Raw genomic sequence first — 21,368 nt, forward strand, 5'->3', positions numbered from 1 at the left:
GTCGTGGGGGCGGGGGGCCGGCGGCCCCGGCGTCAGTAGGTCTCGACGAGGACGCTGGTCTCGCTCAGTGCCTCGATGACGAAGATCTGGACGCCGGTGGCGATCGGGCGCTCGGCCCGCGCGTTGAGCTTCATCGGTTGGCCAGCGACCTGGATCCGGACCTCGCCGTAGCCGTCGCTGGGGATCGGGGTCACCACGACGCCGAGCGCCCCGACCAGGTCGTTGCGGGTCAGCGTGGGGTCGGTGGGCATGTCGCGGGCCGCCCGCGAGAGCCGGGCCGCCAGCCAGCCGGCCGGAAGCGCCGCCAGGGCGCCCAGGCCGCCGGCCGCGGCGATCTGGCCGGGTGTACGGCCGCCGAGCAGTTCGTTGGCGATGGCGCCGCCGAAGCCGAGGACGCCGGCGAACCCGGCCACCGCCTCCAGGCCGATCGGTCCGTCGACGTCCGGGTTGCCGAGGTGTGCGATTTCGGTGCCAAGGAGGGCCAGCGCGAGTACCGCGACGCTTGCGCCGCCGATGGTGAGGAAAACCCAGGTCCCCGTTGCCACGCTTGCACGGTAACCGGGAGCGGCAACCCCGGCCGCCGCGTCGACGCGGCGGCCGGGGTTGCTCCGGGGGTCACTCGAAGGCGGTGGTCCAGGTGCGTACCTTGTAGAACTCCGCACCGGAGACGGTCTTCGCCTCGGTGGGGTTGCCGTTGGCGTCGAAGAACTGCACGGTCGGGCTGCCCCAGGTGCGCGAGCCGGTGTTGTCGCCGCGTACCCAGGCCCGCTCGCCGGAGGGCGCCTGGTTGACGTACGCCTTCACCCGGGTCGTGCTGGAGATCCGGGTGAGCGTCCGGGTGGTCGTGTCGACCGAGAAGACCCCGGTGGTGTGGGTGATGAAGAGGGTGTGCGGGTCGGTGTACGACGGTTGCAGGTCGTGCCCGAGGTTCGGGGTCACGACGCCGTCGGAGTTGGTGTAGGTGCCGAGGTTGATCGGGGATCCGGTCGCTACCAGCCGGGTGTTCCGGTACGTCCCAGTGACGGCGTACGACACCAGCTTGCCCTGGCCGATCGCCCAGATGTACTTGTACGTCGGGTCGTAGAGGACGCCGTGCGCCCCGGGCAGGGAGATGGTCTGCACCAGGGCGAGGGTGCTCGGGTCGCTGATCTTGGTGGGCGCGTACAGCTTGAGGGTGCCGGCGGAACTCGCCACCACGATGGACCCGTTGTCGGTGATCCGCTCGATGGCGTGCGGGTTGCCGCCTGGGGTGGCCTGCCACAGGATGTCCGCGGTGGTGGCCCGCGGCTTGCCACTCTTCACGTCGATGATCGCGGCGCGGCCGCCGGAGGCGGTGACCAGGGCGACGGTGCCGAAGGCGGCGGTGGCGCGGATCCGGACGTCGGACAGGTTCTGCCAGGCCCCGCTGGTGGTGCCGGGGCTGAACTGCCAGTAGAGGTTCCCTTCCGTCCACGCCACGTTGCGGTTCCACACCAGCACCCGGTTGCTGACCTGCTCGGTCGTGGCCAGGTAGTAGTTGTCGGCCGCGACGGCCGGACCGGCGGTGCCGACCAGCGCGGTGGCGCCGACCAGGGTGGTGGCGCCGACCGCCCCCACGAGCAGGGCGGCCAGAATCGGCTTGCGCATGACATTCCTCCCACGGGTCGCCATGACAATAACCTTTGTCGATGACGATGGGTAGGAAAAGTTTCTACGGACTCAGTTCGGCGCGACGACGATCTCGGCCCGGAAGAACGGCTTCGGCAGCGGGAGTCGCTGGATCTCGGTGCCCTCCGGGTCGATCAGCACCGCCGCGCAGTCGTCCGGGTAATTCGCGAGGTAGAGCAGCCGGTCGTCCCGAACCCAGGTGACGTCGGCGCTGGGCAGCTTCCGGACCACCGTCCCGGTGGCGACCTCGACGAGCTGGGCCGACGCCTTCGCCTGCACCACCACCAGTCGACCGTCCGGAGACCAGGCGCCCGGGCCCCGGACGGTCCCCGGCACCGGCAGCGTCCGGCTCGGCGTACCGTCGTCGGCGGTGTAGATCTGGAGCCCGGGCGACGGCGGAGTCGGCGAGCGCCTGTCGGCCGTGTCCTGCGCGGCCGGGGACTGACCGCGATCGAGCAGCGGTACGGCGATTTCCCGGCCGTTGGGCAGCCAGGAGAAGCGGCAGGGATCGGCGCAGGTGACCGGGAACGTGCGCAGCGGGTACTGACGGAGGCTGTTGTTCCTCGTGTCGAGGATCCCGAACTGGGGGTACGGCGGCTTCGGGCTGACGAAGTTGATCAGCAGCCGGGTGCCGTCCGGCGACCACTGCGCGTCGTGCACCTGGCCGTCGAGCACGGTCCAGCGGAGCTGTCGGGTGGCGTGGTCGAGCACGCCGATCTCCGGGGCGGTGAGGGAGCGCTGCACCGCGACCATGCTCCCCTGCGGGGCAACCCAGACCCGCTTGTACTGCCTGCCGAGTTCGACGTAGCGGCCGGCGACGCGGTCGTACGCCCAGGCGGCGGGGATCACCCGGGGCGAGAGGCCGGCCAGGAGCCAGCCACCGGGCAGCCGGAGCGGTCCGTCCTGCCAGTTCTCCGCGACCGGCGGCACGGTCGGGTCGACGGTCGGCGTGGCGGTGACCGCCGGTTCCGGATCGGTCCCGGTGCTCGGCGCGGCGGCGACCGGTGCGGGCGACCGTTCCACCGGGCGTAACCAGACGTACGGCGCGGCGATGGCCGCGACCGCGACCAGCGCGGCGGCGGTGGCAGCGACCCGGCGCCGGCGGCGGATGCGCCGACCCCGGCTGATCACGATGCTGACCAGGTTCGGCGGCTGGTGAGGGTCGCCGGCCAGGTCCTGTATGGCCGCCCGGAGCAACCGCTCCTCGTTCCCGTTCATCCGCACACCTCCGCCCGTTCCGCGAGTTCGGCCCGTTCCGCGAGTTCCGTCCGTCGACGAGGCAGCCCTGCCCCTTCGGTCCGCTGCCGCGGTCTCACCAGGCCCGGTCGCCAGGTCGGCGCGGCCGGGTCGGCGCCGACCGGTCGGTTCGCCCCACCGGCTCGCGCGGTCTCGCCGGTCCGCTCCGCCGCCGCGGTCCGCCCTGGCCGCTGCCGGCCGGTGTCGCGCCCCGCCGACCTGGCCGCCTCGGCGAGTTCCGGAACGAGTTCGCGGAGCTTGACCAGCGCCCGGGACGCCTGGCTGGCCACCGTGCCCGGCCGGCAGCCGAGCATCGCGGCGGTCTGCTCGACCGTCTGGTCCTCCAGGTAGCGGAGCACCAGCACGGCCCGTTGCCGGGGCGGCAGCGCCCGCAGCGCGTCACGGAGCAGCATCCGGACCGCGGTGTCGTGGTCGAGCTGCGCGTCGGCGACGGACTGTCGCTCCGGCACCTCGGCGACGGTGACCTCGGCGCGTCGGCTGCGGCGGCGCCAGAGCGAGATCTGGTCGTGGTAGAGGATCTGCCGGACGTACGGCTCCGCGTCGCCCCGGATCCGCGGCCAGCGGGCGTACGCCTTGGCCAGCGCGTTCTGCAGCAGGTCCTCGGCGGTGTGCGGGTCGCCGGCGAGCGCCTGGGCGACCCGGAGCAACGCATCACCCCGTTCATGCACGAATCGGGTGAATTCCTGCTCGGCCGTCCGTCCCACGACCCACCTCCTCCAGAGCAGACGCGTGGGGCGGACGAAGCTTTGCCTCACTTGACCGAATCCGCCCGAGCGGCGGGCCGCCCCGTACGAGCCGGAGCGGCCGCCGGCCTGTGGGCGGCCGGGACCCGGACGTGCCCCGGACCCCGGCCGCCGGCCGGGTCAGACCCGGGTCAGACCCGGGTGAGCTCCTGCTCCGGCTGGGCCGCCGCGAGGTGGTGGCGCAACCGCTCCCCCTCGATGTCGACGCTGGGCAGGATCCTGGCGAGCCAGCGCGGCAGCCACCAGGCGGCCCGGCCGAGCAGTGACATCACCGCCGGCACGATGGTCATCCGGACCACGAAGGCGTCGATCACCACCCCGATGGCGAGGGCGAAGCCCATCGACTTGATGATCGGATCGTCCATCATGACGAAGCCGCCGAAGACCGAGGTCATGATCAGCGCGGCCGCCGTCACGACCCGGGCGCCGTGGCCCGTGCCGTTGACCGTGGCCTGGGTCGGGGTGTCGCCGTGGACGAAGTCCTCCCGCATCCGCGAGACCAGGAACACCTCGTAGTCCATCGCCAGCCCGAACAGGATGCCGATCAGCAGGATCGGCAGGAAGCTGACCAGCGGGCGGGGGGTGTCCACGCCGACCAGGTCGGCCAGGTGGCCCTGTTGGAAGATCAGCACGGTGAGGCCGAAGGTGGCGCCGACGGTCAGCAGGAAGCCGAGCGCCGCCTTCAGCGGCACCAGCACCGACCGGAAGACCAGCATCAGCAGCAGTACCGACAGCCCGACGACGAGCAGCAGGTACCACGGCATGGCGTCGGAGAGCTTCTCCGAGGCGTCGATCCCGACCGCGGTCTGGCCGGTGAGCGCCACCTCGACCCCGTCCGCCTCGTCGATGGCGGCGACCTTCGCCCGGAGGTCGTGCACCAGTGTCTCGGTCGCCGGGTCGGTCGGCCCGGTGGTCGGGATGACCGGCAGCACCGCGGTGCGCTGGTCTCGGCTCTGCTGCGGCGGGGCGACCGCGAGCAGGTTCGGGGTACCCTGCACCGCCGCCATCACCTCCTGGGCGGCGGCACCGGTCCGTTTGGCCGAGTCGCCGGAGACGACCAGCACCAGCCGGTTGTTGAAGCCGGGGCCGAAGCCCTCGGTGATCAGGTCGGCCGCCTCGCGCTGCGGCGTGCCCTTCGGGGCGCTGCCGTGGTCCGGGAGCGCGACCCGCATGTCGGCGGCGGGAAGGGCGAGCGCCCCGAGCCCGAGCAGCACGACCAGGATCACCGGTACGCGCAGCCGGATCACCAGCCGGGCCCAGCGGAACCCGAAGCCCTCCCGCCCCGCGGCGTCCCCGCCGCCGTCGGCGCGGCGGAGCCGGCGGGGCAGGACCCGCCGGCCGGCGAAGCCGAGCAGCGCCGGGAGCAGGGTCAACGCGACGAGTACGGCCACCGCGACGGTGCCGGCGGCGGCCAGCCCCATGACGGTCAGGAACGGGATGTCCACCACGGCGAGGCCGGCCAGCGCGATCACCACGGTGAGCCCGGCGAAGAGGACGGCGGAGCCGGCGGTGCCGATGGCCCGCCCGACCGCCTCCTCCGGCTCCAGCCCGTCCAGCGCGTTCTGCCGGTAGCGCGAGGTGATGAAGAGGGAGTAGTCGATCCCGACCGCGAGGCCGAGCATCAGGGCGAGCACCGGCGCCACGCTGGTCAGCTCGACGACGCTGCTCACCGCGTAGAGGCCGGCCATGCCGGCGCCGACCCCGAGCAGCGCGTTGAGCATGGTCATCCCGGCCGCGACCAGCGACCCGAGGGTCACCACGAGGACCACCAGGGCGATCACCACGCCGATGCCCTCGGAGCTGCCGACCTCCGGGACGCTGGCCATCATCTCCCCACCGTGCTCGACCCGTAGCCCGGCGGCCGTCGCGGCCGCGCCGGTCTTCGTGTACGCCTCGCGCTGCGCGTCGGTGACCTCGTCGGCCTGCGCGGCGAACTGGACCTGGATCAGGGCGTACCGGCCGTCCGGCGAGACCGCGCCCGCGGTGTACGGGTCGATCGCGCCCAGTGCCCCAGGCAGCGTCGACGCCTCCCGGACCAGGTCGGCCACCACGGCCCGCCGGTCCGGGGTGGTCAGCTGCTGCCCCTCCGGCGCGGCGATCGCGATGGTGCCGGTCGCGCCACTCGCCTCGGGAAACTCCCGCTTCAGCGCGTCGATCGCGCGTTGTGACTCGGTCCCGGGAATGGAGAAGTTCGAGGCGGTGGGGCCCATGAACGCGTACGCGGCGCCGCCGAGCGCGGCCAGCGCGACGAGCCAGAGGACCACGACGAGCCGGCGGCGGCGGAACGAGGCCCGGCCGAGCTGGTAGAGGAGTGTCGCCATGTCGGTCGCTTCCTTGTCGAGTGATCGAGCGGCTTGTCGGGGGTGGGGGCGGTGGGGACTGCGCCGGGGTGGGGGTCGGTGGGGATCGGTGCCGGGTCAGGCGCCGGAAGCGAGTGCGCGCCGCGCGACCTGGATCAGGGCCGAGCGGAGTTCGGCCGGGTCGTCGGGGCAGTCGATCACGACCGCGGTGATCCCGGCGAGCAGCACCTGCGCGGCGATCCGGGCCGCCGGGTCGGCCGATCCGCCGGTGAAGGCGTCGATCAGCCGGGCGGTGGCCGGGTACAGGTCGGCGAAGGCGGGGTGTTCGAGCAGCTGCGAAAGGTCGTTGTAGATGAGCGCGACCTCGCGCCGGTACGTCAGCACGAGGTCCACGAAGCCCTCGATGGCGACCTCTCGCGCGGCGTCGGCATCCAGCCCGCTGATCCGGGCGTCCAGTGTGGCCAGGTCCCGGGCGGCGGGGGCGACCAGTTCGAGGAGGATCGCCTCCTTGCTGTCGAAGTGGTAGAGCAGGGTCGCCTTCGAGCAGCCGACCTCGACCGCGATGTCGTGCAGCGATGTGCCCTTGAAGCCGGCGTGGCTGAACCGCCGCGCCGCCACGGCCAGAATCTCGTCCCGGGTCTTGCTACGCGCCATCTCCGACACCTCCGTCGCCCAGGATGCCTGACCGAACGGTCAGTCCTTGACCGATCGGTCAGATTGTGAGCTGGGTAACGCTGCGGAACCCTCGTGGGGGCGGGGTGGAGAATGGGCGGGTGCGCTGGACGGTCCTTGACACGCCGATCGGCGCCCTCTCCGTCGGAGCCGACGAGGTGGGCGTCTGCCGCGTGCGCTTCGGGCCGGTCGAGGCGGCGACGGAAAACCCGTCGCCCACGGCGGACGACCCGCTGCTGGCCGCGGCGGTCGCCGAGCTACGGGCGTACTTCGCCGGGGAGCTGACCGAGTTCACCGTGCCGCTGCACGTACGCGAGGGCTCGGAGTTCGAGCGCGCCGTCTGGGCCGAGATGTCGACGATCCCGTACGGCGAGACCCGGACGTACGGCGAGGTGGCGGCGGCGGTGGGCGACCAGGGAGCGGCGCGCGCGGTCGGCGTGGCGTGCAACCGCAACCCGATCCCGGTGATCGTGCCGTGCCACCGGATCGTCGGGGCGGGTGGCAAGTTGGTCGGCTTCGGCGGCGGTCTGCCCCGCAAGCGGCACCTGCTGGAACTGGAGGCCGGGGTCGCCCTCCAGCGCGCCTGGCGCTGACCCGGCGACCGCCCAGGTGGCGGCCGCCTTCTCGACGCCGGCCGCCGGAGGCGGTCGACGACGGGCCGATGGTGGCCGACGACGGTCAGGGCGTCAGGACGAGTCGGAGGCTGCGCAGCGTACCCGCCTCCATCCGGCGATGCGCCTCGGCCGTCTGCGCCAGGGGCAGGACTTCGGTCCGTCGCGGTCGCAGCCACCCGGCCGCGAGCAGGTGGTTGACCGCCCGGGCCGCCTCGGCGAGTTCGGCGGTGGTCGCCTGGGAGATGACGAAGCCGGTGACGGTGGCGTCCTTCGTGTAGACGTCCCAGGCCGGAAGCACCGGGCGGCTCTCCCGGCCGGCGAGCAGCACGATCCGGCCCCGCTGCCGGAGCAGGCCGACGGCCGTGCCCAGCTCGTTGCTGCCGGAGGTGTCGAGATAGAGGTCGACGCCGTCCGGGCAGAGGCGGCGTACCCGATCCGGCCACCGGTCGTCGCGATAGTCGACCACCTCGGCCGCGCCCAGGGACCGGCAGTAGTCCTCGGCGGCCGGCCGGGCGAGGGCGACCACCCGGGCGCCGGCGTCGGCGGCCATCACCACCAGCGCACTTCCCACGTTGCCGGCGCCACCGACCACCACCACCGTCTGGCCGGGCCGCAGCCGGCCGTGGGTGAACAGCGCCAGGTAGGCGGTGGCGGCGGAGTGGGCCACGGCCACCGCGTCGATCGGCGACACCCCGGGCGGGAGGTGGTAGAGCCGGTCGGCCGGCACCACCGCGCGGTCGGCCGCGGCGCCCTGCCGGCCGGCGTGTCCGAGGCTGTTGCACCACACCCGCTGTCCCGGGGAGAAGCCGAGCGCGCCCGGACCGGCCGTGACAACGGTGCCGGCCAGGTCACGACCGACGACGAACGGGAACGGCAGCGGTGTGCGGTAGGCGCCCGACCGGATGAACGTGTCCACCCGGTTCACCGTGGTGGCCTCGACCTCGACGAGCACGTCACCGAAGCCCGGCCCGGCGATGGTCAGGTCGCCGTACCGGATCTCCTCGGGTGGTCCGAGCCGCTCGATGTAGGCCGCCCGAACGGTCAGCGGCTGGGAACTCGCCGGGCCGTGTTCCGCGAACGCGTCGGACATGTCAGCACCTTCGCACAGGTCACGACCAAGACAGGCGAGGGCTGGCCCGATTGTGGGCCAGCCCTCGCCGTACGCGCGGTCGGCTCAGCGCTCGACCTTGCCGGCGATGAAGTCCTCGACGGCCTGGCGGGCGTCGTGGTCGTTGTACTGCTGCGGCGGCGACTTCATGAAGTAGCTCGACGCGGAGAGGATCGGCCCGCCGATCTTCCGGTCCAGCGCGATCTTCGCGGCCCGGATCGCGTCGATGATGACGCCGGCCGAGTTGGGCGAGTCCCAGACCTCGAGCTTCAGCTCCGCGTTCAGCGGCACGTCGCCGAAGGCGCGCCCCTCCAGCCGGATGTACGCCCACTTGCGGTCGTCCAGCCACGGCACGTGGTCGGACGGGCCGATGTGTACGTCGCTCTTGGCCATCTCGTGCGGCACCTGGGAGGTGACCGACTGGGTCTTCGAGATCTTCTTCGAGACCAGCCGGCTCCGCTCCAGCATGTTCATGAAGTCCATGTTGCCGCCGAAGTTGAGCTGGTACGTGCGCAGCAGCTCGACCCCCCGGTCCTCGAACAGCTTGGCCAGCGCCCGGTGCACGATCGTCGCACCGACCTGGCTCTTGATGTCGTCGCCCACGATCGGCAGCCCGGCGTCGGTGAACTTCTGCGCCCAGACCGGGTCGGAGGCGATGAAGACCGGCAGCGCGTTCACGAAGGCGCAGCCGGCGTCGATCGCCGCCTGGGCGTAGAACTTGTCGGCCTCCTCGGAACCGACCGGCAGGTACGACACCACGACGTCGACCTTGGCGTCGCGGAGTGCCTGCGCCACGTCGACGGGTTCGCGGTCGGACTCCTCGACGATCTCCCGGTAATACTGGCCCAGCCCGTCCAAGGTTGGGCCGCGCTGCACGATGACGCCGGTCGGCGGCACGTCGCAGAGCTTGATGCTGTTGTTCTCGCTGGCGACGATCGCCTCCGCGAGGTCCATGCCGACCTTCTTGGCGTCGACGTCGAACGCCGCGACGAACTTCACGTCCGAGACGTGGTAGTCGCCGAAGGTCACGTGCATGAGACCCGGGACGCGGTCGTTGGGGTCGGCATTGCGGTAGTACTCGACGCCCTGGACCAGGGACGACGCGCAGTTACCCACACCGACGATGGCGACGCGGACGGAGCCCATCGCGTTTGCCTCCTCTGTTGTTCATCACGGCCGCTCCGGCTCATCCCTGGACTGCCCAGGCGGAGGCGGGATGTTCTCTTCTGACGACCCCGGGTCGATGCCCGGGTGACCCGGGACGTCGCCCGGGGAGCCCGGGTCGGTGCCCGGGGTGGACACCGCCGGGGCCCGGCCGGAGCGCTCGTTGGCGATGAGCTCCTCCAGCCAGCGCACCTCGCGCTCACAGGCCTCGAGGCCATGGCGCTGAAGTTCGAGCGTGTACGCGTCGAGCCGTTCGGCCGCACGGCTCAACACGTCGCGCAGTCCCTCGCGGCGCTCCTCGACCTTGCGACGGCGGCCCTCGAGGATGCGGAGCCGCGTCGCCCGGTCGGTGCGGGCGAAGAACGCGAAGTGGACCCCGAACCCGGTGTCCTCGTAGCTCTCCGGGCCGGTCTGGGCGATCAGCTCGGCGAAGCGTTCCTTGCCTTCGGCGGTGATCTTGTACACGACCCGGCCGCGTCGACTGGTCAGCGCCGGGACCTCCTCGGCGGTCGCCGGCGTCTCCGCCGCCTCGGTGATCAAGCCAGCCGCCTGCAGTCGCCGCAGCGTCGGATACAGCGAGCCGTAACTGATGGCCGCCCGGATCGCCCCGAGTTTGGCGGTCAGCTCCTTGCGGAGCTCGTAGCCGTGCATCGGGGACTCCTGCAGCAGGCCGAGGATGGCGAGCTCGAGCATGCGCACACCCCTTCTCGCCCTCGCAGGATCCCGGTGACCGTCGTTCCGGCCCGTGTTGTCGGCCCGATGTATCGCGCCGATACATCGCACCGTAAACCTTTCGGGCCGGGGAGGCAAACCCTCCACGCGGCACGAGCTTCGTTACTCTCGGTTACGGCGGTCGCCTCTCTCGGCCGGACCGCGTACTCTCTTCCGCATGCGCACCCAGCGGCAGGTCGTCGATTACTCGCTCCAGAGGCGGGCGCTGCTGCGTGAGGTGCATTCAGGCCGCGTCGGCATGTACGAGGTGTGCGACGCCTCGCCGTACCTCAAGAACGCTGCCCGGTTCCACGGCGAGCCGACCGATACGCTTTGTCCGATCTGCCGCCGCGAGAACCTCACCCACGTGCACTACATTTACGGTGATGAACTCAAACAGTCGGCTGGTCAGGCCCGCACCCGGGCGGAGTTGTCGGTGCTGGCCATGACTCTGCGTGAGTTCCAGGTGTACGTGGTGGAGGTGTGCCGCGGCTGCGACTGGAACCATCTCGTCGAGCAGTACCTGCTCGGCCGGGACGGCCTGCCGGCCGACGAGGCGGGCGTGCCCGGTGAGGCGGCCTCGGCGATGACGGCCGACGGCTCGACCGTCCGGCGAAGGCGTGAGGCGGGGCGGTGACGATGACTCGTCTCGCCGATCTGGCGAACCTCTGGCTCGGTCGGGGCGAGTACCACGCGGCAAACCGGATAAGTCCGGCTATTTCCTATGTTGCGCCACCCACGCGTCGGGGTGACCGATCCTGGATGTGGCGTGTTCTAGCTCACGGCAACCCGGTGGGGGCGGAGACGCCCCGCACCGCGACCGGCAGGGTGTGACGAATGAACCCGTACGGCGATCCTCGTTCCGCGCGCGGCTGGGGCTCGGGCCCCGGCGCGAACGGTGACCACGGAGCAGCGGACGATCCATACCAGCGCCCGTCATGGGACGACCAGGCGCCGAGCCGCCGCTCCGCCGCCCGGGACGGCGACGGATGGGCCGCGAACGGCGGCCGGGCTCCGGCCGCCTCGGCCCGGGCCAGTGTGAGCGGCCGTGCCTCGACGGGCCGCGCCACACCTGGGGGGCGGGCCGGCGGAGTGGGCCGGGCGGCCCCCGTTTCGCCCGGCTCCGGCTCAGCCTCCGTTGGTTCGGCCTCCGTTGGCTCAGCGTCGGTCGGTTCCGCCTCCGTCGGTTCGGCATCCTCGGGCCGCGCCCGGGTTGGCGGACGGGCCGGAGTCGGCAGCGCCGCCGTGCCCGACGCGCCGAGCTCCGGCGGATCCGGCGCGGGCCGTTCCACCGGGCGGGCCTCCGCCGGCCGGGCGAGCGTCGGCGCGGCCTCGGTGAGCGGCGCGGGCGCCGGCGGAGCCGCGGGCCGGGCGACGGTCGGCCGGGCGGCCGTCCCGGTCTCCCCGGCCGGGCCGCGCGGATCCGACGGTCCCGGTGGTCCCGGCGGCCCGACCGGCCCCGGTCGCCGAGGACGGCGAAATGGCGGGGAACCGGATCCGGCCGCGGTACGGCGGGCGAAGAAGCGCAAGCGGATGAACATCATCATCGCCGCCTTCGCGGTCTTCATCATCCTGACCGGTGGCGGCGTGGTCGGGGCGACCTGGTACTCGACCAAGATGGTGATGCCGGACGAGCTTCCGGTGCCGCTGGCGACGACGGTCTACGCCTCCAACAACAAGAACATCATCGCGAAGCTGGGTAACGAGGCACGGCAGATCGTCACCATCAAGCAGATCCCCGAACACGTTCAGCACGCCGTGGTCTCGGCCGAGGACCGGAAGTTCTACGACCACGAGGGTGTGGACTACGTCGGCATCATGCGGGCCGCGTGGAACAACTTCACCGGCGGGAGCAAGCAGGGCGCGTCGACGATCACCCAGCAGTACGCCCGCAACGCGTACAGCAACCTGGACGACGACAGCTACCACCGCAAGGTCAAGGAGGCGATCCTCGCCTCGAAGCTGAACGACCAGTTCAGCAAGGAGGAGATCCTCCAGCACTACCTCAACATCGTCTACTTCGGTCGCGGCGCCTACGGGATCGAGGTCGCCGCGCAGACGTATTTCGGGAAGTCCGCGAAGGACCTGACGGTGGCCGAGGGGGCGGTGCTGGCCGCGCTGATCAAGCAGCCGGAGCCGGACAAGAACACCGGGCACAAGGGCTACGACCCGGCGGACAACCCGGAGGCGGCCAAGGACCGGTGGATGTACGTCCTCAACGGCATGGTGGAGAAGGGCTGGCTCTCGGAGGCGGAGAAGGCCACGCTCCAGTACCCGAAGGTGAAGCCGAAGAAGAACGCCAACGAGGCGTTCGGCGTCGCGACGCCCCGCGGTAACGTGATCAACTACGTCAAGGCCGAGATGGCCGCGATGGGCATCTGCACCCTCGGCACGGCCGACCCGAACGGCAAGCCGGACTGCAACGACGCCCTCCGCGACGGTGGTTACCGAATCCAGACCACCATCGACTGGGAGATGCAGATGGCGGCGGAGAACGCCGCCCAGCGCAAGGCCGGCTCGGAGATCAAGGGCCAGCCGTCGAACCTGATGGCCGCGCTGGTCGCGATCGATCCCGAGAACGGGCGGGTGCTGGCCTACTACGGCGGGGACAGCGGGACGGACATCGACTACGCCGGGCAGAACACCGTCGGTGGTGTGCTCACCGGTGGCCACCCCCCGGGGTCGAGCTTCAAGGTCTACACGCTCGCCGCGGCGATCGAGGCGGGTATCTCCATCGACTCGCACTGGAAGACCGAGGACTACAAGGTGCCGGGGACCGAGATCAAGGTGGTCAACGCCGGCCGTACCGCTCGGTGCAAGAACTGGTGCACCCTCGAGTACTCGACGATCCAGTCGTACAACGTGCCCTTCTACCACCTGACCGAGAAGATCGGCGCGGACAAGGTCGTCGCGATGGCGAAGGCGGCCGGCGTCACCCGGATGTGGGACACCAAGAACAACCCGCCGAAGTCCTACGACCTGACCAAGGAGGACCCGGAGGATCTGGCGCCGGACCCGTTCTTCAACGTGGTCGCGTACGGTCAGTACCCGATCACCGTGCTCGACCATGCCAACGGGTTGGCCACGCTGGCCAACGGCGGTGTCTACAACAAGGCCCACTTCATCATCAAGATCGAGCAGCAGGACCGGGACACCGGCGCGTTCAAGAAGGTCAACGGCGAGAAGCGCGAGCCGAAGCGGCGGATCAGGAAGGAGGTGGCCGACGAGGTCACCGGGGTGCTGAAGCAGCTTCCGACCGTCCAACTCGGTGGCCGCGAGGCGGCGGGTAAGACCGGTACCTGGGAGTACAACCAGACCAAATACAACGCGCACGCCTGGATGGTCGGCTACACGCCCCAGCTCGCCACCGCGGTCTGGGTCGGGAGCAAGGACCCCAAGCGGCCGGAGATCAAGGACAAGAACGGCAACAACATCAGCGGTGCCGGTCTGCCGGCCAGCATCTGGAACCGGTTCATGAAGGAGGCGCTCAAGGGCGAGACCCCCGTCGCGCTGCCGGACGCCAAGCACATCGGCGACAAGGACGCCGGCAACGGGGAGCAACCGCCGCCACCGCCCACGCCGACCAACCCGGGCGGGCCCACCGGACCCGGCGGGCCCACCGGACCCGGTGGACCCACCGGACCCGGCAATCCGGGCACCTGCACCAACCCGCTGCTCTGCCCGGGCGACGACCCGGGTGATCCGGGTACGGTCGTCCCACCGCCGGGCAACAACAACGGCCGAGGCGGTGCCGGCGGCTAGCCGCCAACCACCGGCACCGGGCCGGTAGGGATCGTGAACGTCGTCAGCGGTCGGGCGTACCCGGCCGCTGACGACGTTTTCGGCTCCATTCGTCGACACGGTCGGACCGGGTCGGACGGAACCCGCCCCGGTACGGCAGGATGCCTGTTCATGAGCGCTCAGTCGACGGCTGGCATGGACGAACCCGAGACAATCGACCACCCGTCCCGGTCGGACGGGTTCGTCCGCGGGCTCTCCGAGGCGATCGGTGGGCCGATCGGCGAGCACGCGACCGGGTTCGAGCGGCGGGGCTCCCAGTGGGGCGCCCGGTTCCGGACCGCGGCCCGGATCGTGCTGGCCCTGACCTGCCTGACCCTGGCCCTGCACTGGGTGCAGAAGTCCCCCTGTCAGACCGGCGCCTGGCAGAACAACATGCAGTACACCCGGTTCTGCTACACCGACGTCCTGGCGCTCTACTACGCGGAAGGGCTGCACGAGGGGAAGGTGCCGTACCGGGACCACCCGGTCGAGTACCCCGTCGTCACCGGCTTCTTCATGGGCGTCCTCGGTCTTCCCGTGCACGACATCGGCGAGGAGCGCCCGGAGATCAACCAGGCCCGCTGGTTCTACAACCTGAACGCCCTGGTGCTCAGCTCTCTCGCGGTGGCGACCGTGGCGATGATCCTCGCGCTGCGCCGCCGCCGACCCTGGGATGCCGCGATGTTCGCGCTCTCCCCGGCGCTGGTGCTGACCGCCACCGTCAACTGGGACCTCCTCGTCATCGGGCTCGCCGCGCTCGGCCTGTACGCCTGGGCGAGACGACGACCCGTGGTCGCCGGTGTCCTGCTCGGGTTGGCGGCCTCCGCGAAGCTCTGGCCGCTCTTCGTGCTCTGGCCGCTGGCCCTGCTCGCCCTGCGGACCCTCCGGATCCAGCAGGCCCTGGCGACCATCGGCACGGCGGTCGGCACCATCCTCGCGGTGAACCTGCCGGTGGCGATCCTCTATCCGGAGAACTGGCGGCGCTTCTTCGACCTCAACAGCGAACGGGCGATCGACTGGGGGACGTTCTGGTACATCGGCCGCTACCTCGACGGAAAGTGGAACAGCGGCGCCCCGGGTGACCAGGGGCCGTTCCAGTGGCTGAGCAACCACATCCCCACGCTGAACACGCTGTCGTACGCCCTGATCACGGTGGCGTTCCTCGGGATCGGCGCCCTGGCGTTGTTCGCGCCGCGCCGCCCCCGGTTGGCCGCGCTGGTCTTCCTGATGGTCGCGGCCTTCCTGATCTTCAGCAAGGTCTGGTCCCAGCAGTTCACACTCTGGCTGCTGCCGCTCGTGGTCCTGGCCCGGCCGCGCTGGGGCGCCTTCCTGGCCTGGCAGTTCGCCGAGGTCGGCTACTTCGTCGCGTTCTACGGGGAACTTCTCGGCGCCTCCGGCAAGCCGGTCTTCCCGGAGGGCGTCTTCGTCCTCGCCGCCAGCCTTCGGCTGATCACCGTCGCCGTCCTCTGCGGACTGATCATCCGGGACATCCTGCACCCGGAGCGCGACCCGGTCCGGGCCACCTACGCGGATGATCCCGACGGCGGCGTCCTCGACGGCGCCCCGGACGCGGGCTGGCTGCGCCGGTTGCGCAGCCCGGCCGAACCGGCACCCGTCCGCGTCTGACCCGCGGGTTGGCCCGTCCGCCCGGTGACGCTCAGAGCCGGTAGACCACCGTGTCGCCCATCTCCTCCCGCTGAATACCGAGCCCGTCGACCGGCAGGTCGACGCTGGCCTCCAGCGGCGTTCCGGCGATCCGGTCCCGGAGCACCACCACGGTTCGAACCCCCATCCGGCGCAGGTAATCGACGCTCGCCGCGTCCGGGAAGTTCGCGGTGACCTGCCGTACCTCGGCCAGCCGGTTCGGAATGAAACCGCTGCCACCGTTGACGATGTCCTGGAACCGGCTCGTCGACCAGAGCATCACCTGCTGGTCGCTGTTCTGGTTCGACGGGAGCACCAGGATCGGGCCGGTCGCGACCCGCATCGCCGCCGGCTGCGGCGGCACCGTCTCGTGCGGTGTGGCGTTGAGGCCCTCCACCACGACGAGGAGCAGCGGTAGCAGGGTGACCAACCGGAGGAACGGACCCGGACGCGGCGGCACCCGCTCGGCCGCCGAGATCAGCCGTGCGCGTTCGGCGAAGGCGCCGACCGCACCCGCGGCGAGGATGCCCAGCAGCAGCGTGGTCCAGATCATGATCCGGCCCGGCGTACGCAGCCCGTCCCAGCCGGGCAGGTACTCGAAGAGCGGCAGATAGGTCCAGGTGCCGCCGAAGAACGCGGTGCCCATGGCCAGGATGCCGCTGACCAGGACCCCGGCGAGCAGCAGCAGCCGCTGGCGTACGGTCCAGAGCGAGAAGACGAGCCCGGCGAGGGCGAGCGCGTAGAGGACGAAGCCCGGCAGCAGGGTCATCTCCGGCGGCCAGGAGAGCCCGTTCCGGACGTTCTCGTGCAGCGATCCCCAGATCAGCGACTCCTTGGGTGCGGTGACGAAGCCGCTCGGCGGTGGGGAGTACGCCTGGAGGTCGGCGGCGGTCCGCCGAGCCTCGGGATGCAGCTCGGCGACCTTGTAGTGGGGAATCGCCAGCAGGATGCCGGCCGCCGTGAAGATGCCGCCGCCGAGGAGGTCGACCAGCACCATCCGGAACCCGACCGGCTGGCGCGGTCGGCGCAGTATGCGCCGCAGCAGCCAGCCGAACACCACCACCACGGAGATCAGGGCCAGGACGTACGCGAAGACGAGGCCGATGCCGAAGCCGAGGCTGAGCTGCCAGGCGGCCACCAGCCACCCCGCGAAGACCCACCCGGGCCGGCGCCGGTCCGGCCGGTAGCCGGAGCGCAGCGACCATCCGTGTCCGCGCGCCAGCATCGCCAGGGCGAGCGGGATGCCGCCGTGGGAGATGACGTGCAGGTGGCCGGCCTGCGCCAGCAGCCACGGGGCGTACGTGTAGGCGACCCCGGCCACGGCGGCGCCGATCCGGCCCGCGCCGAGCTGCCGGACCAGCGCGTACGCCCCGAACGTGGCGAGCGCGTGGGCCAGCAGGAAGAGGATGTTGTATCGCAGGATCGCGGCCTCTGGCCCGTGGCCGATCATGCCGGCGGGCGCGTACCCGAGCAGGGGGACCGAGAAGGCGAAGCTCCAGTTCTCGGGGAAGAACGTGTTGCTCTGCCAGAGCTGGTTCGGGTTGGTCAGCAGGATGTGCCCGGCCCAGGCGACCTGCCAGGCCTGGAGGGCCGGGTCCCAGGTGTCCTGCGGCAGCTTGTACAGCGGGTACTGCAACGTCCGCCAGTTCGTCAGCACGGCGAGGACCAGACTCGCCAGCGCTGCCAGGGTCCACTCGTGCCCCAGCACCCGCCCCACCGCGCGGGCGAACCGACGGAACCGGCCCGGCACCGGTTCGGGAGCCGGCCCGAACGCGGCGAACGGATCCGGCGGTCCGTCCGCCTCGGGCTGCGCTGCCGATCCCGCGGGCGCGTTCGGGTCGGCCGCTTTCGCGGTCTCCGGCGCCGTGTCGGGCGTGGCCGGCGTGGTGGCGTCCGGTGCCGTGGAGCCGGCGGCGGCCGTGTCCGACGCACCACCGGGGTCGGGCGCACCACCGGGGTCGGGTGCACCGACCTTGTCCGGTTCACCACGTGCGTCTGGCGTATCGGCCCTGTCCGGCCCGCCATTCAGGTCCGACTTACCAGGTTTGTCCGGCTCACCGTTCGGGTCCGACCTACCGGCCTTGTCCGGCTCGGCGGCGGTTCGCGGCTCACCTCCGCCGGGTGCTTCCGCGCCGGCCGTGGTCGTCCCGGGGCGTTCGGTCCGCTCCGACCCCGTCGGCGGCGTGGACGGTTCCGCCGCCGCCGCGTCCGGTCCGTCCGGCCGGGACACGGTCGGCTCGCTCGTCTGCTCCGTCAGCCCGGACTGCTCCGTCGACATTCCCGCCCCTTACCGACCCAGGCGGTCGCGGAGGTACGCGATGTCCGCGGCCTGTCCGTCGACGCCGCCCGGCGTCTCGACGATCGCCGGCGCACCGGCCGCGCGAATCACCTCGACCACCAGCTCGGGATCGATCGCGCCGCTGCCGAGGTTGTCGTGGCGGTCCTGGCCGGAGTTGAAGCCCCCCTTGGAACCGTTGGCGTGGATCAGGTCGATCCGACCGGTGATCGCCATGACCCGGTCGACGATGCCGAGCAGCTCCTCGCCGCCCGCGTACGCGTGGCAGGTGTCCAGGCAGAAGCCGACGTCGTACTCCCCGATGGCGTCCCAGAGCCGCGCCAGGTTGTCGAAGCGCCGGGCACAGGCGTTGTCGCCGCCGGCGGTGTTCTCGATGAGGATCGGGGTGGCGTACCCGCCCACCTCGGCGGCCTGGGCGAACGCCTTGCGCCAGTTGTCGAAGCCCACCGCGAGGTCGTCGCCCGCGTTGACGTGTCCACCGTGCACGACGAGCCCCTTCGCCCCCAGCGCGGCGGCCGCGCTCGCATGGCCGAGCAGGAGCTTCCGGCTCGGGATGCGGATCCGGTTGTTGGTCGTGGCCAGGTTGATCACATAGGGCGCGTGGATGTAGATGTCCACGTCGGAGGCGCGCAGCAGCGCCGCGTCGGGCCGGGGCCGGGGAGCCTTCCAGTCCTTCTGCGGATCGGCGAGAAAGAACTGGACCGCGTCCGCCTTCCGTAGGGCAGCCTCGTCCAACGGATTCGTGGCATCGACATGGGCTCCGATACGCATGAGGGCGAGCCTACGTCGCCGGGGCGACCGGTTGGGGAGCGGCGGGCCGACGCATCCGGGCTCGGCCGAGGTGGGTGGCGGCGCTGCCGGGCACCGTCACCGGCCGCGTCCTGGCTCGTTTCTCCCGGTGAGATCCCTGATTCCCGAGGTCCGGGCGTCGGTGGAGACCGCATCCGCGCCAGAGAGGAAGCCGTCCGTGACCCTGTCGCCCCGACGTCGTCGAGCCGGTGCCGCGCTCGCTGGCGCGCCGTCGGTCGTCGGGGCCCGGAGCGGCGGTCCCGGTCTTCCCCGCCGAGTCGGCCGTACGCGTCGAGACGGAGCCGTTGCCGCCTGGTCCCGATGCGGCCGGCTTCAGGATCACCGGGTGTCGCCGAACACGGTGCCGGTGGTGCTCCGCGGTCTGGTCGACTCGGCGGGGCCGCGTCCCCGCCCTGTGGAACGGCCGGTCGATCAATTCGGGCTATTTACTCTTTTCCCTGCAACAAGGACGCTCTTCGCTTAAGCTGACAACACAATAGGCTCCGCGGGGCGCTTCCCGTCCAAGTCGTCGGTGTGGTCGTTCCTCCCCAGGTCCCACCCAGAGAATGCGGACGGGGCGCGCCCCGCGGCTTCGCGAGAGCGGACCCCGGCTGGCCACGACGCCCGGCCGGGGTCCGCCTCGTGTCCGCGTACGCCGCCGGGACGACGTCCGGGGTCGGGGGACCGGCTCCGGACGGCCACCTCGGGCCATCCGGGCCGGGTCCGCCGGGCGGCGCCCCTCGGCGCGGGGCGGTCGACCGGAGCTCCGGCGCGGCGCCGGAGACCGCGTGGGCCCCGGACCAGCACACCGGGTATTCTGCTCGGGTTGCCCGCGGCGCTGCGGGTTCCCGCCCGAACCGTCCGGCAACGACGCACGACCTCCTGCCACGGAAGGACCGTGGCCGCTAGCCCAGAGGAGGTGAGCACGTCTTGCGTCACTACGAAATCATGGTCATCCTCGATCCCAGCCTCGAGGAGCGCACCGTCGCCCCATCGCTCGACACGTACCTCAACGTGATCCGGAACGCGGGTGGCTCGGTGGAGAAGCTCGACGTGTGGGGCCGTCGGCGCCTCGCGTACGAGATCAAGAAGAAGGCCGAGGGGATCTACGCCGTCATCGACCTGCAGGCGACGCCCGCGGCGGTGGCCGAGCTGGACCGGCAGCTCCGGCTCAACGAGTCGGTGCTGCGCACCAAGGTCATCCGGCCGGATACGCACTGACGCGTTTCCGGCACGCCCGGATCAGCCTCACCTGTCCTGTCGTACGGCTCTGGCAGCCTGGACCGGACGGATGAGTGCGCGAGGAGATGGTCATGGCAGGAGACACCACCATCACGGTCATCGGCAACCTGACCGATGACCCCGAACTGCGTTTCACCCCGTCCGGTGCTGCCGTCGCCAAGTTCCGGGTCGCCTCGACGCCCCGGTACATGGACCGGGCCTCCGGCGAGTGGAAGGACGGCGAGCCGCTGTTTCTCTCGTGCACCGTCTGGCGGCAGGCCGCCGAGCACGTCGCCGAGTCGCTGCAGCGCGGTACCCGGGTGATCGTGTCGGGGCGGCTGCGGCAGCGGACGTACGAGACCCGCGAGGGCGAGAAGCGCACCGTCATCGAGCTGGAGGTCGACGAGATCGGCCCGTCGCTGCGGTACGCCACGGCGAAGGTGCAGAAGATGTCGCGCTCCGGCGGCGGCTTTGGCTCCTCCGGTGGCGGCCAGGGCGGAGGCAGCTTCGACGACCCGTGGGCCACCGCAGCCCCGGCCTCCTCGCGTTCGTCTGGTCCGGGCGGAGACTTCGACGACGAGCCCCCGTTCTGACCGGGCCCGAACGCCCGAGATCGCTAACCAGGAGCAAGAGCAATGGCAAAGGCTGCGGCACTGCGCAAGCCGAAGAAGAAGGTGAACCCGCTCGACAAGGACGGGATCACCTACATCGACTACAAGGACACCGCGCTGCTGCGGAAGTTCATCTCCGACCGCGGCAAGATCCGCGCTCGGCGGGTGACCGGGGTCACCTCCCAGCAGCAGCGCCAGATCGCCCGTGCGGTCAAGAACGCCCGCGAGATGGCGCTTCTGCCCTACACGGCCAGCGCCCGCTGAGAGGAGGCACCCCTATGAAGATCATCTTGACTCAGGAGGTGTCCGGTCTCGGCGGCCCGGGTGACATCGTCGAGGTGAAGGACGGCTACGGCCGTAACTACCTGCTGCCGCAGGGCTTCGCGATCGCCTGGACCAAGGGTGCGGAGAAGCAGGTCACGATCATTCGCCGGGCGCGTGAGGCCCGCGAGATCCGGGACCTCGGCCACGCCAACGAGGTCAAGGCCCAGCTCGAGAGCCTCAAGGTCAACCTGGCCGCGCGCGCCGGCAACGGCGGCCGGCTCTTCGGCTCCGTCACCCCGGCTGACGTGGTCGAGGCGGTCAAGGCGGCCGGTGGGCCGACGCTGGACCGGCGCCGGCTCGAACTGCCGGGCACCATCAAGTCGGTCGGCAGCCACAAGGTGCGGGTCAAGCTGCACCCCGAGGTGACCGCCACCTTCGACCTGAAGGTCGTCGCCAGCAAGTAGTACCGGCGTGTTCAGGGGTGTCGGCCCGTCGGGCCGACACCCCTGAGTCTTTTCGCCCCGTGGGGAGTGCGCGGGTCGGGTCC

Annotated in this window: 18 protein-coding genes and 1 pseudogene; 8 read left to right on the plus strand and 11 right to left on the minus strand. The window is 71.3% G+C overall.

Annotation, left to right across the window (positions count from 1 at the left end; all coding sequences use genetic code 11):
* Nucleotides 1-32: 32 nt before the first annotated feature.
* The 6 genes and pseudogenes from EF879_RS01485 to EF879_RS01510 form a co-directional block, all read right to left on the minus strand.
* On the minus strand, nucleotides 33-545 hold the full coding sequence (locus tag EF879_RS01485) for a hypothetical protein (protein WP_123553885.1): 513 nt from the start codon (nucleotides 543-545) through the stop codon (nucleotides 33-35).
* Nucleotides 546-615: 70 nt separating this feature from the next.
* On the minus strand, nucleotides 616-1,626 hold the full coding sequence (locus tag EF879_RS01490) for a DUF6528 family protein (RefSeq protein ID WP_123553887.1): 1,011 nt from the start codon (nucleotides 1,624-1,626) through the stop codon (nucleotides 616-618).
* A 72-nt stretch (nucleotides 1,627-1,698) separates the two neighbouring features.
* On the minus strand, nucleotides 1,699-2,865 hold the full coding sequence (locus tag EF879_RS01495) for a hypothetical protein (protein ID WP_148086332.1): 1,167 nt from the start codon (nucleotides 2,863-2,865) through the stop codon (nucleotides 1,699-1,701).
* A gap of 251 nt (nucleotides 2,866-3,116) precedes the next feature.
* Nucleotides 3,117-3,608 (minus strand): annotated as a pseudogene (locus tag EF879_RS01500) (SigE family RNA polymerase sigma factor); the annotation flags it as partial.
* 170 nt (nucleotides 3,609-3,778) lie between these two features.
* On the minus strand, nucleotides 3,779-5,968 hold the full coding sequence (locus EF879_RS01505) for an MMPL family transporter (RefSeq protein WP_123553892.1): 2,190 nt from the start codon (nucleotides 5,966-5,968) through the stop codon (nucleotides 3,779-3,781).
* A 96-nt stretch (nucleotides 5,969-6,064) separates the two neighbouring features.
* Complete coding sequence (locus tag EF879_RS01510) at nucleotides 6,065-6,601, minus strand: TetR/AcrR family transcriptional regulator (protein WP_123555216.1); 537 nt, start codon at nucleotides 6,599-6,601, stop codon at nucleotides 6,065-6,067.
* A 119-nt stretch (nucleotides 6,602-6,720) separates the two neighbouring features.
* Between EF879_RS01510 and EF879_RS01515 the strand changes: the two genes are divergently transcribed.
* Nucleotides 6,721-7,212: a methylated-DNA--[protein]-cysteine S-methyltransferase gene (locus EF879_RS01515; RefSeq protein WP_123553894.1), complete on the plus strand. Its 492-nt coding sequence runs from the start codon at nucleotides 6,721-6,723 to the stop codon at nucleotides 7,210-7,212.
* 85 nt (nucleotides 7,213-7,297) lie between these two features.
* Here the strand turns inward: EF879_RS01515 and EF879_RS01520 are convergent, their stop codons facing one another.
* The 3 genes from EF879_RS01520 to EF879_RS01530 all read right to left on the minus strand — a co-directional run bounded on the left by EF879_RS01520 (nucleotide 7,298) and on the right by EF879_RS01530 (nucleotide 10,198).
* Nucleotides 7,298-8,323: an NADPH:quinone reductase gene (locus EF879_RS01520; protein WP_123553896.1), complete on the minus strand. Its 1,026-nt coding sequence runs from the start codon at nucleotides 8,321-8,323 to the stop codon at nucleotides 7,298-7,300.
* 84 nt (nucleotides 8,324-8,407) lie between these two features.
* Nucleotides 8,408-9,487, minus strand: a complete 1,080-nt coding sequence (locus EF879_RS01525) for an inositol-3-phosphate synthase (RefSeq protein ID WP_123553898.1) — start codon at nucleotides 9,485-9,487, stop codon at nucleotides 8,408-8,410.
* Between the two features lie 24 nt (nucleotides 9,488-9,511).
* Nucleotides 9,512-10,198 (minus strand): PadR family transcriptional regulator, encoded by a 687-nt coding sequence (locus EF879_RS01530; RefSeq protein ID WP_123555218.1) that lies wholly within the window; start codon nucleotides 10,196-10,198, stop codon nucleotides 9,512-9,514.
* A gap of 196 nt (nucleotides 10,199-10,394) precedes the next feature.
* Here EF879_RS01530 and EF879_RS01535 point away from each other — a divergent pair, with 196 nt between their 5' ends.
* The 3 genes from EF879_RS01535 (at nucleotide 10,395) to EF879_RS01545 (ending at nucleotide 15,622) form a co-directional block, all read left to right on the plus strand.
* The gene (locus tag EF879_RS01535; protein WP_123553900.1) at nucleotides 10,395-10,853 is read left to right on the plus strand and encodes a DUF5318 domain-containing protein; all 459 of its coding nucleotides are present in this window, start codon (nucleotides 10,395-10,397) and stop codon (nucleotides 10,851-10,853) included.
* A 200-nt stretch (nucleotides 10,854-11,053) separates the two neighbouring features.
* On the plus strand, nucleotides 11,054-13,978 hold the full coding sequence (locus EF879_RS01540; protein ID WP_123553902.1) for a transglycosylase domain-containing protein: 2,925 nt from the start codon (nucleotides 11,054-11,056) through the stop codon (nucleotides 13,976-13,978).
* Between the two features lie 150 nt (nucleotides 13,979-14,128).
* Nucleotides 14,129-15,622, plus strand: coding sequence for a glycosyltransferase family 87 protein (locus EF879_RS01545; protein WP_123553904.1), 1,494 nt, complete (start codon nucleotides 14,129-14,131; stop codon nucleotides 15,620-15,622).
* 31 nt (nucleotides 15,623-15,653) lie between these two features.
* On the opposite strand, the gene EF879_RS01550 is transcribed toward EF879_RS01545, so the two are convergent.
* Complete coding sequence (locus EF879_RS01550; protein ID WP_370375429.1) at nucleotides 15,654-17,918, minus strand: hypothetical protein; 2,265 nt, start codon at nucleotides 17,916-17,918, stop codon at nucleotides 15,654-15,656.
* A 9-nt stretch (nucleotides 17,919-17,927) separates the two neighbouring features.
* The gene (locus EF879_RS01555) at nucleotides 17,928-18,707 is read right to left on the minus strand and encodes a deoxyribonuclease IV (protein ID WP_123553906.1); all 780 of its coding nucleotides are present in this window, start codon (nucleotides 18,705-18,707) and stop codon (nucleotides 17,928-17,930) included.
* Nucleotides 18,708-19,655: 948 nt separating this feature from the next.
* On the opposite strand from EF879_RS01555, the gene rpsF reads away from it, so the two are divergent.
* The 4 genes from rpsF (at nucleotide 19,656) to rplI (ending at nucleotide 21,285) form a co-directional block, all read left to right on the plus strand.
* Complete coding sequence (gene rpsF / locus EF879_RS01565; protein ID WP_123553910.1) at nucleotides 19,656-19,946, plus strand: 30S ribosomal protein S6; 291 nt, start codon at nucleotides 19,656-19,658, stop codon at nucleotides 19,944-19,946.
* A 74-nt stretch (nucleotides 19,947-20,020) separates the two neighbouring features.
* The gene (locus tag EF879_RS01570; protein WP_199736097.1) at nucleotides 20,021-20,539 is read left to right on the plus strand and encodes a single-stranded DNA-binding protein; all 519 of its coding nucleotides are present in this window, start codon (nucleotides 20,021-20,023) and stop codon (nucleotides 20,537-20,539) included.
* Between the two features lie 42 nt (nucleotides 20,540-20,581).
* Nucleotides 20,582-20,821 (plus strand): 30S ribosomal protein S18, encoded by a 240-nt coding sequence (gene rpsR, locus EF879_RS01575; protein ID WP_123553912.1) that lies wholly within the window; start codon nucleotides 20,582-20,584, stop codon nucleotides 20,819-20,821.
* Between the two features lie 14 nt (nucleotides 20,822-20,835).
* Nucleotides 20,836-21,285, plus strand: coding sequence for a 50S ribosomal protein L9 (gene rplI / locus EF879_RS01580; RefSeq protein WP_123553914.1), 450 nt, complete (start codon nucleotides 20,836-20,838; stop codon nucleotides 21,283-21,285).
* The last annotated feature ends 83 nt before the right edge of the window (nucleotides 21,286-21,368 follow it).

Source organism: Micromonospora sp. HM5-17 (genome assembly GCF_003762835.1).
Taxonomy (GTDB): domain Bacteria; phylum Actinomycetota; class Actinomycetes; order Mycobacteriales; family Micromonosporaceae; genus Plantactinospora.